General features: G+C 65.0%; 6 protein-coding genes and 1 pseudogene. 3 read left to right on the top strand and 4 right to left on the bottom strand.

What is annotated here, in order from left to right:
• Together ABNF93_RS35210 and ABNF93_RS34325 are read left to right on the top strand one after the other, a co-directional pair.
• Positions 1–125: pseudogene (locus tag ABNF93_RS35210) on the top strand (IS630 family transposase); the annotation flags it as partial.
• 12 nt (positions 126–137) lie between these two features.
• Positions 138–1,325, top strand: a complete 1,188-nt coding sequence (locus ABNF93_RS34325; RefSeq protein ID WP_349332438.1) for a hypothetical protein — start codon at positions 138–140, stop codon at positions 1,323–1,325.
• Positions 1,326–1,720: 395 nt separating this feature from the next.
• Here ABNF93_RS34325 and ABNF93_RS34320 read toward each other — a convergent pair whose 3' ends face one another.
• Complete coding sequence (locus tag ABNF93_RS34320) at positions 1,721–4,045, bottom strand: DUF4838 domain-containing protein (protein ID WP_349332437.1); 2,325 nt, start codon at positions 4,043–4,045, stop codon at positions 1,721–1,723.
• 100 nt (positions 4,046–4,145) lie between these two features.
• Positions 4,146–5,519: a hypothetical protein gene (locus ABNF93_RS34315; RefSeq protein WP_349332436.1), complete on the bottom strand. Its 1,374-nt coding sequence runs from the start codon at positions 5,517–5,519 to the stop codon at positions 4,146–4,148.
• A 666-nt stretch (positions 5,520–6,185) separates the two neighbouring features.
• Between ABNF93_RS34315 and ABNF93_RS34310 the strand changes: the two genes are divergently transcribed.
• Positions 6,186–6,509, top strand: a complete 324-nt coding sequence (locus ABNF93_RS34310) for an SGNH/GDSL hydrolase family protein (protein ID WP_349332435.1) — start codon at positions 6,186–6,188, stop codon at positions 6,507–6,509.
• A 712-nt stretch (positions 6,510–7,221) separates the two neighbouring features.
• Here the strand turns inward: ABNF93_RS34310 and ABNF93_RS34305 are convergent.
• On the bottom strand, positions 7,222–7,374 hold the full coding sequence (locus ABNF93_RS34305) for a hypothetical protein (protein WP_349332434.1): 153 nt from the start codon (positions 7,372–7,374) through the stop codon (positions 7,222–7,224).
• A 163-nt stretch (positions 7,375–7,537) separates the two neighbouring features.
• Positions 7,538–7,779: hypothetical protein (locus ABNF93_RS34300; RefSeq protein WP_349332433.1), on the bottom strand; the 242-nt coding region annotated here is incomplete at its 5' end.

The raw sequence follows: 7,779 nt of genomic DNA, 5'->3' as shown, positions 1-7,779 counted from the left end.
TCACCAAGATCCGCCAATTCATCACCGGCTGGAACGACCGCTGCCACCCCTTCGTCTGGACCAAGACCGCCGACCAGATCCTCACCAAAACGAACCGTCAAAAGATCTCAACCACGGGGTACTAGCGGAGGTGCTTCATGAAGACAGGCAGACTGATCAGAGGAACCGCGGCGATCGCGGTCGCGGTGCTCGCATTAGCGACTGCCGCAGCCGGCAGCCGCACGGCGATGGCCGGCAGCACGACACCGTCGGTCCCACCCGCGGAAGCATCGACGTGGGAGATGGTCCCGATTCCGTCGGTGCGCGGGCAGGCGGATCTCACCGAGGTGACGGCCTTCAGCCCATCGGACGCATGGGCCGTCGGATACGTTCGTGACCGGACGGGGGTTCGCACCCTCACGCTGCACTGGGACGGCTCCCTGTGGACGCGTATCCCGAGCCCCAACCGAAGTCGCGCGCAAAACTGGCTATTCGCAGTCGCCGGATCCTCGTCCTCAGACGTATGGGCGGCCGGCTACGACGTCGACGCCGACGGAACACACCGCACCTTGCTCTTGCACTGGAACGGCATGCGCTGGCAGGTGGTGCCGAGCCCGAGCGACAACACCCTCGACAGCATGCTGGTCGGCGTCACGGCATTGTCGCCGACGGATGCATGGGCGGTTGGATCCGTGACTGCCTGGCCGTTCACCGGGCAGACGCTGGTCCAGCACTGGGACGGCGATCGCTGGTCCGTGGTCGAGAGTCCCAACCCCGGTACGACCGGGCTCGGCAGCAATCTGCTGGACGTCGCGGCATCGTCGGCCGCCGATCTATGGGCGGTCGGTGACTATGACGAGGGCGACATGGTGATGCGTACGCTGACCGAACACTGGGATGGCACGTCGTGGACCGTCGTACCGAGCCCGACCAGACGTGACGGCGCCCTGCTCGGCAGCGTGGCGGCCGATTCGGCCACCGAGGCGTGGGCCGTCGGCTACGCGTATGGACCTACACACCTGGAGCTGCTCGCCCAGCGCTGGGATGGCTCCTCTTGGCAGGTCTCCACGACACCCACCTTCGACGGCATGGATGCGACCTTCGCCGACGTGGCCCTTCGCGGACCGGACGACGTATGGGCCGTCGGAGGGCAGGGCACCGACACACTCATCGCGCACTGGGACGGCCTTACATGGACCGTCGTTCCTGGCGTCGACCCGGGAACCGTCGGAAGCAGCCTGACAGCCGTCACCGCGGTCCCAGCCAGCACCTGCCTGTGGGCGGTGGGCCAGTTCACCGACGGCGAACGCGCCGAACCCTTCATCGAACGCTCGTGCACTCCGTAGGATGCCGCGCCCCGGCGATAGGGCAACCGGCGTTGACCACGCCACAAGCGGAGTGCCCCTGGTTTGCGTCTGACTTCGCGATAGAGATCGGTCTGCCCATCAGACAACATCTGGTGGGCAGACCGATCTCTATCGCGAAGTCAGACGCAAACCAGGGCGGACCGCGGCCACGATCACCCCATCATCCTCGTCAAACTCGACATGCTCGATCACCGTCTTATCGACCCCAAGCAGCCGAGCCCATACCCTAGCGCTACGCACGCCACCATCACCCCACCCACACAAGGGGCAGGAGAGCCGCAAATGACCAGAGCCTCCACGAGACCCAGTACGGTTCATAAGTTCGGTCTAGCGACGTTCGGGGTTTGAAGGTCGGTTGCGACGCGTCGAGGTGATCACACCCTGATCGCGTAGATTCGATCGACGCACACGTGGTTAACCGCACGGTTCCCCGGCGGCGCGACATACGCGTATGTGGTGGAGTCCGGGGCCGCCTGGTATGTGCCGGGGAAGGCGATCTCGTGGTACTCGCCGTCGGCCACGTCGCCGACAGGTACGCTCGTCGACTCGTGGGGCCAGACCCCGAGGGTGAGCGCAGTGGCGGCCGGGTCGGCATCCCCAGTGTCCGCCCGCACCGCGAGATAGAGCCTCCACCGTCCGTCGGCCGGCAGGATGTCGAGCGGCACCTGGACCGCCCAGTCCACGCGGTCGCCGGGCATCTGGATGGTGTACCCGTTCGATGCGTCGCCGTCCTCCGCGACGGTCACCGCCGGGGCATAGAGCACGAAGACATCCTCTTGGTAATCGACCCAGTCGGAGTCCGGAAGCCCTTCGACCGCGTCTGGCGGCACGGCCGGGCTGCCTGCGGCCGCCGCGACAGCACGGAACACCGGCACCAGCTGTTGCGGGTCGCCGCCTCCCTCGTCGAGCTGGGTCAGCCCCGCGGCTAGGAGTTCGGCCTCGAACCGGCGTGTCCGGGCCTCGGCGTCCGGGTTCCATTCGATGCCGTCCCTTTCCGCGGCGAGCCGAAAGTAGCCGCTGCGCGACAGGAGCAGGAGGTCGACACCGAGCCGGATCGCGTGAACGTGGCGCAGCAGGGTGGCGTCGTCCCGGACAGCGAACTCAGCCTGGCCGAACAGCTCGTCCGCTCGTGCCAGGGTGCGGATGTTGAGGTAGGGGGCGTCGTCCGGGGTGACGGCGCCGAGCATGGTGGACGTCTCCGCAACTGCATCCCGCATGAGCTGCATGTAGGTGTATATCGGTCCCGCCGCGGCACCGTAGTACCCGGCGAGGAACTCCCGGATCAGGGCGTCGGGATCGAGTGACGGGTCCCAGAGCAGCCGGCTGATCACCCACACCCGCAGCTGGGTGAACTCCGCACCGGAGGCGTTCCAAGCGCTCTGACCGAAATAGCCCTGCACACTCGGCACCTCGGCCAGCGACCGAATGCTTTTGCCCATTGCCCACCAGTCGGGGAAAGGCTGAGTGTACGCCCTGAAGGTGCATAGGTAGTTCCACAGCACGATGTGGCGGGAGATCTCGCCCCACCGCTGGATGCTGTCACCGATCTCGCGGTTCGTCTCGCTGAACAGCGACTGACTGAAGTCGGCGTGAATCGGGGCGATCGTCATGACCACGTTGTCGTTCACGCGCAGACCCGTCGGAGGAGTGAAGCTCCACCAGTAGCCCTGGGTCGACAGCCGGGCGTCCGGGATCTGTTCCCGCACTCGGACGACCACATCGTTTGCCATGTCGATGACCGGCGCGGACAGGGCGCCGCCGTGCGCGTCCGCGAACGCCTGGCTCTCGGGATCGGGAGTCCAGCCCTGATCGTTCTGGTAGAACGACGTGGAGGTGTCCTGCCCGGCGGCGATCCGGCCCTTGATGATGTCCACGAGGGCGGTGGTCGCCGCCTCGCGGGTGTCTGGATCCATGCAGGTGATCTGCCCGCCATACCAGTGCGACGGATCGGTCACCACCTCGTGGAACGGGTACTCGACCTCCTCTGGCCAGTAGGTCGACCAGGTGTCGATACCGGCGGATCGCGGCACCGTCCAGTACTGGTCCCGCAGCCCGTTGAGCATGTTGTGCTGCCTGTACGCAGCGTCGTTCGCGTCGCCCGCCAGCACGGTGCGGAAGCGGAACCGCGGCACATGGTCTGCGTCCAGGCGGCTCCGCGGGACGGAGAGGTCCGGTGTGCGGGGCACCGTCGTGAAGTCCGGGGCGAACCAACGAACACCGAGCAGACGGTCCAGCACCCAGTAGGCGCCGTATAGAGTTCCCCGGGAGTGACCGCCGGCGATGACCACGCTCTGGCCGACGACTCGGAGCGCGAATCCATCGTCGGACAGCGCGTCGTAGTCGACGTCGGCGTTCCCCGCGATCGGGTTGTGCCGGCCGACCACGAGCAGATCACGATACGACGGCGGCCGGTCGGCCACGATGACCGAAAACGTCGCCGAGGTGATCGACTTCAGGTATGTCGCGAGTTCGTGCGCGGCATGGCGAACGACGGCGTCCTCGCCGGCGCCGAGGTAGATCCGATACGTCGTCCGTCCCTCGCGAGCGAGCCGTATCGCGGGTGCCGCACCAGTCGCGTGCGCGTGGCGAGGGACAAAGCCCGTAGCTCCGGCCGTGAGAACTGCACCGGCCTGCAGGACTTTTCGCCGGGGCAGCGTCCCCGGCTCGACGATGTCGTTCTCGATGAGGTCGTCCGACATGCGCGATCCCTCCTGTTGAGTTCCTGGCCATGGATGCCGTACTTAACGAAAGTGACGAGTCCCTCGGCGTCGCCCACAATTGCTGTTGTCGTCGACGGCGCTAACGCACGGCACTTTGGTCGTCATGGAGCCGGTAGAGTCTGCTGGCACCGGCTGCGATGTGTACTGAGAGTTCCCCTGCTTCGGCAGGATTGTCTACGTGGACAGGTGTGAAGAGATCGAGCGAGGGATTGAACTCGAATACGGCGTCGACTCGTCGATCGAGTGTCAGCGTCGTCGTCGCGGCGGCGTCGAAGGCACGGTTCACGACGAGGAGCCATCGCTGGAGGGGCCGTAGCGGATCGCGGAAGCGGCCAAGGATGACCGCGGCTCCAGATGCTGAGGTGACCCAGTCGTCGCCGTGGAATACTTCCACACTCATCGGTGGCTCCGCTTCACCGAAGTGTGTGACAGACTCCGATGTCAATGGCAGCAGCTGCCTGCCGACCGGCTGTAGGTGATCGTTGTTGACGCGCTGGGCCGCGTAGTACAGCGGGGTGAGGCGACCGTCGACGGTCACCAACGCTTCGTAGAAGCCGTCCAGGGGCGGAGTCCAGTAGGTGAAGTACTGGATTCCCTTACAGCCGTAGGCCAGGCTCACATTGATCTGCCACAACAGCTCCGCCTCGGTAGGCAGGCGGTAACCGTAGTGACTGCACGCGAGAATGAAAACCCACGTCGGTAGGCCGGACTGAAGGGCCTGGCGGCGGACGAGCACCCAGTTGTGGAAGTAGTCTCCGCGAATGGCCGGACTTGGTCCCAGAAGCGGATAGTGATCGAACGAAATGAAGTCGGGATGCGCCTCCGTGACGTACCGGTCCAGGTGCTCCTCGTAGGTCGGCGTACCGAGCTGGTCGGAGTTGGCGTAGGTCGGGAAGAGGTTCACATAACCCAACACGCTCGGATCGAGCTCACGCAGCACGTCGTTGACGGCACCGATCTGGCTGAAGAGACTGGCGTGGGGCTCGTCGCGGATGTCGAAGCCCGCGAACGCCGGGAATTGGTCGTACTCGCGTAACGTCGTTGAGATGATGTCACGCCATTGCTCTGGCGGAGAGTTCTGGATATGGCCGATCCGTCGGTCGAACACCAGCGCCTGGAGGCCGTTCGCCGCGGCGGCGTTCAGCATCGGGGCATTGTCAACTGTCGTTGTCTCACCGGGCTGGCAGAATCCCCCGCATCCGTCGATCCCGATCACGAACGTGAAGCCGGCATCGGCGATCTCCGCGTAGCGCGCGTTCGTCGTCTCCTCCGGCGGAGGGGCCACCCACAACCCGATCGGATATTTGCCGTTGCCCAGTATCTCTGGCTGCACCCGTGGAGCCCTCTCGGACCCGAGCGCGGGTGTCTCCATCAACCCGTCCCACAGAGCTGACGTCGCCAGCACACCACCAAGCCCGGCTCCCAGCCGGAGCACGTCACGCCGACCGCGCATGTGGCCCCTCGCCACTTTCGCGGCCGCCATCTCATCTTTTCGCTGTCGGAGCGGGGGCGATGGCTGTTCTGGTCTTTCATAGATGCTCATATGAACTCCCCAGTCTGGCCGAACTGTGCGGAACCACGGCGCCTACATCTCGGTGACGTCCGACTGAAATGACCACTTACCGTCTCAGCCGGGCCGCCGGACTCGGTTGTTCAGCAGCCGTTCCTTGAACTCGATGCGATGAAGGGAACCGAGGCGAATGCGGCAGGATGTTTGAGCGCTCCAATCGCAATAGCCGTTGATCGTAGGTCGAGCTGTGACACCTGTCAACGTCCGCCAAGCCAGCCTGGTGTCGCGCGGCTTTTACTGACCCAGGCTGACCGTCGCGACATGAAGCGGGGCGAGTGGTGGGAGCCCTACTGAAACCGACGAGGTCCACCTGCATATGTGCACCAGTCCAACCGGGCCAGACGGCGTCGACTGTCGACGTCACCTGCGGTGACGCCAGTGGAACCGTCGCCGTGCTTGGGGACTCGATCACAGACGCTGCCGGCACTGACGTCGACAAGGACACCGATGGACCGATGTCCTGGCAAGACGGGTACACGAACGTCCGGCCGGTAGGCGCCGTACGGTGGTCAACGCGGCGATCGGTGGGGGTACCAGGTCATCTATGCGATGACGAGGGCCGCCCAGCGTATCCATGACGCCGGCAAGCGCGCCATCATCGCCAACATCGTTCCCAGAGTCACCGGTGACTATTGGACGGCCGAAATGGAGCTGCAGCCCAATAAGGTCAATAACTGGATCTCCAGTCAGACGGTATTCGACAGCGTGATCTACTTCGCGTCAGTTCTCGCCGATCCCGCGAACCCGGACAAGATCCGAGCCGACTATGCTTCCGACCGGACTCACCCGACTATGGCCGGCGCGTTGGCGATGGGCAACAGCATCGACCTGTCCGCGTTCGACGCACCGGTCCGCCCGGGGACAGACCGGTAGAACATCCTTTATGGCTTCGAGCACGGAGTGCAAGGCTGGGAGCCCGTCGCCAACGTCGAGTCCGTCACGACCGTACGTTCCCCAATCAACCGAAGTGGGCAATGGCCGGGGCGGCATCACTACAGGCACAATGTCGTTGATTAGCGTCACCGAGGGCAGGTCGGTGGGTACCACCCTCGCGAGTCCGGCGGACCTGTCCGGTGCCACCGCCGTGCACGCCTGGGTCAACGGCTACGGCGGATCGCCCCGGACCCGTCGGCGGATATGCGGTCGACATCACGGTATTCAGCGGCTCGGAGTCCATCACGGTAACCAACCAGGAGTTTCAACCTGCCAGTGGAACAGAGTGTCGGTGGACATCTCCACGTGGCCGTTGCGCGATTCCGTCACTGGCATCCAGATTACCTGCCACGGACGACAAGCACCTGGAGGGCTCATCCAGATAGATGAGGTGGGTTTCATCACGCCGTAACACCTATCGACGCTCCTGGCTTTCGCGTTCGATGTCTCCAGGAGTCCGGACGATTGGAGGAGTCGCTCCAGCGGGACGCACCCCCGAAGATGCGAACAAGACAACCTTGCGCTTACTCCACCGGACCGGACCACGGCGCTGTTTACGGCGACACCTCCTGACGCACGGATGGCTGGGTGCAGTCAACAGGACCGGCACGCGGTTCCGTGGGCCCTGCGCTGGAGGTTTTGACGATCCGGACTACGCAGCGCTGGTCGGGTTGACGCTCACCTGCCTCGCACGGCCTTCGAGATCGACCGGCAGTTTGTCGAACCGCTCAAGCACCGACTCGCATAACCGGGCGCCACCCAAGGTGGTGCGCCGGACCGACGCCTCGCCAAGCAGGTCCTGCATCCACGGTCTCATCGCCCATCCAGCATCGTAGGGCTGGTCATGTCGTTCACTGCCCCTGTCGCCCACCGCAACACCGCCCGTAGGCGCCTGGTCGCACTCTCGGAGGATGGACGCGGTCCAGAGTCGAGGATCGGCGGATGAGGCCGCCGAGGTAGCGCTTCGCTCAGGTGCTGTCGCGGCAGGCCGCGTCCAGAGAGAACCGCGGTTGGTAGCCGAGAAACGTCCGCGCCCTCGCGATGGAGAGCAGGCCGGCGCGCCCGGGCAGGGGTTCGCGCAGCTGCGGAAGCAGTTCCGGCCGGTGTTGGGCGACGATCTCCAAGGTCGGCTCTGGTGCCCGCGTGTCCGCCGCCGCGAGGGTGATGGGAACGTGAACCACTGTTTCCACCAGTGCCGCCTTCGTGATCC

Origin of the sequence: Actinopolymorpha sp. B9G3, assembly GCF_040120725.1 — a bacterium.
GTDB lineage: Bacteria > Actinomycetota > Actinomycetes > Propionibacteriales > Actinopolymorphaceae > Thermasporomyces.
Note: the sequence above shows the minus strand (reverse complement) of the source record. Positions and strands in the feature narration are given on the sequence as shown.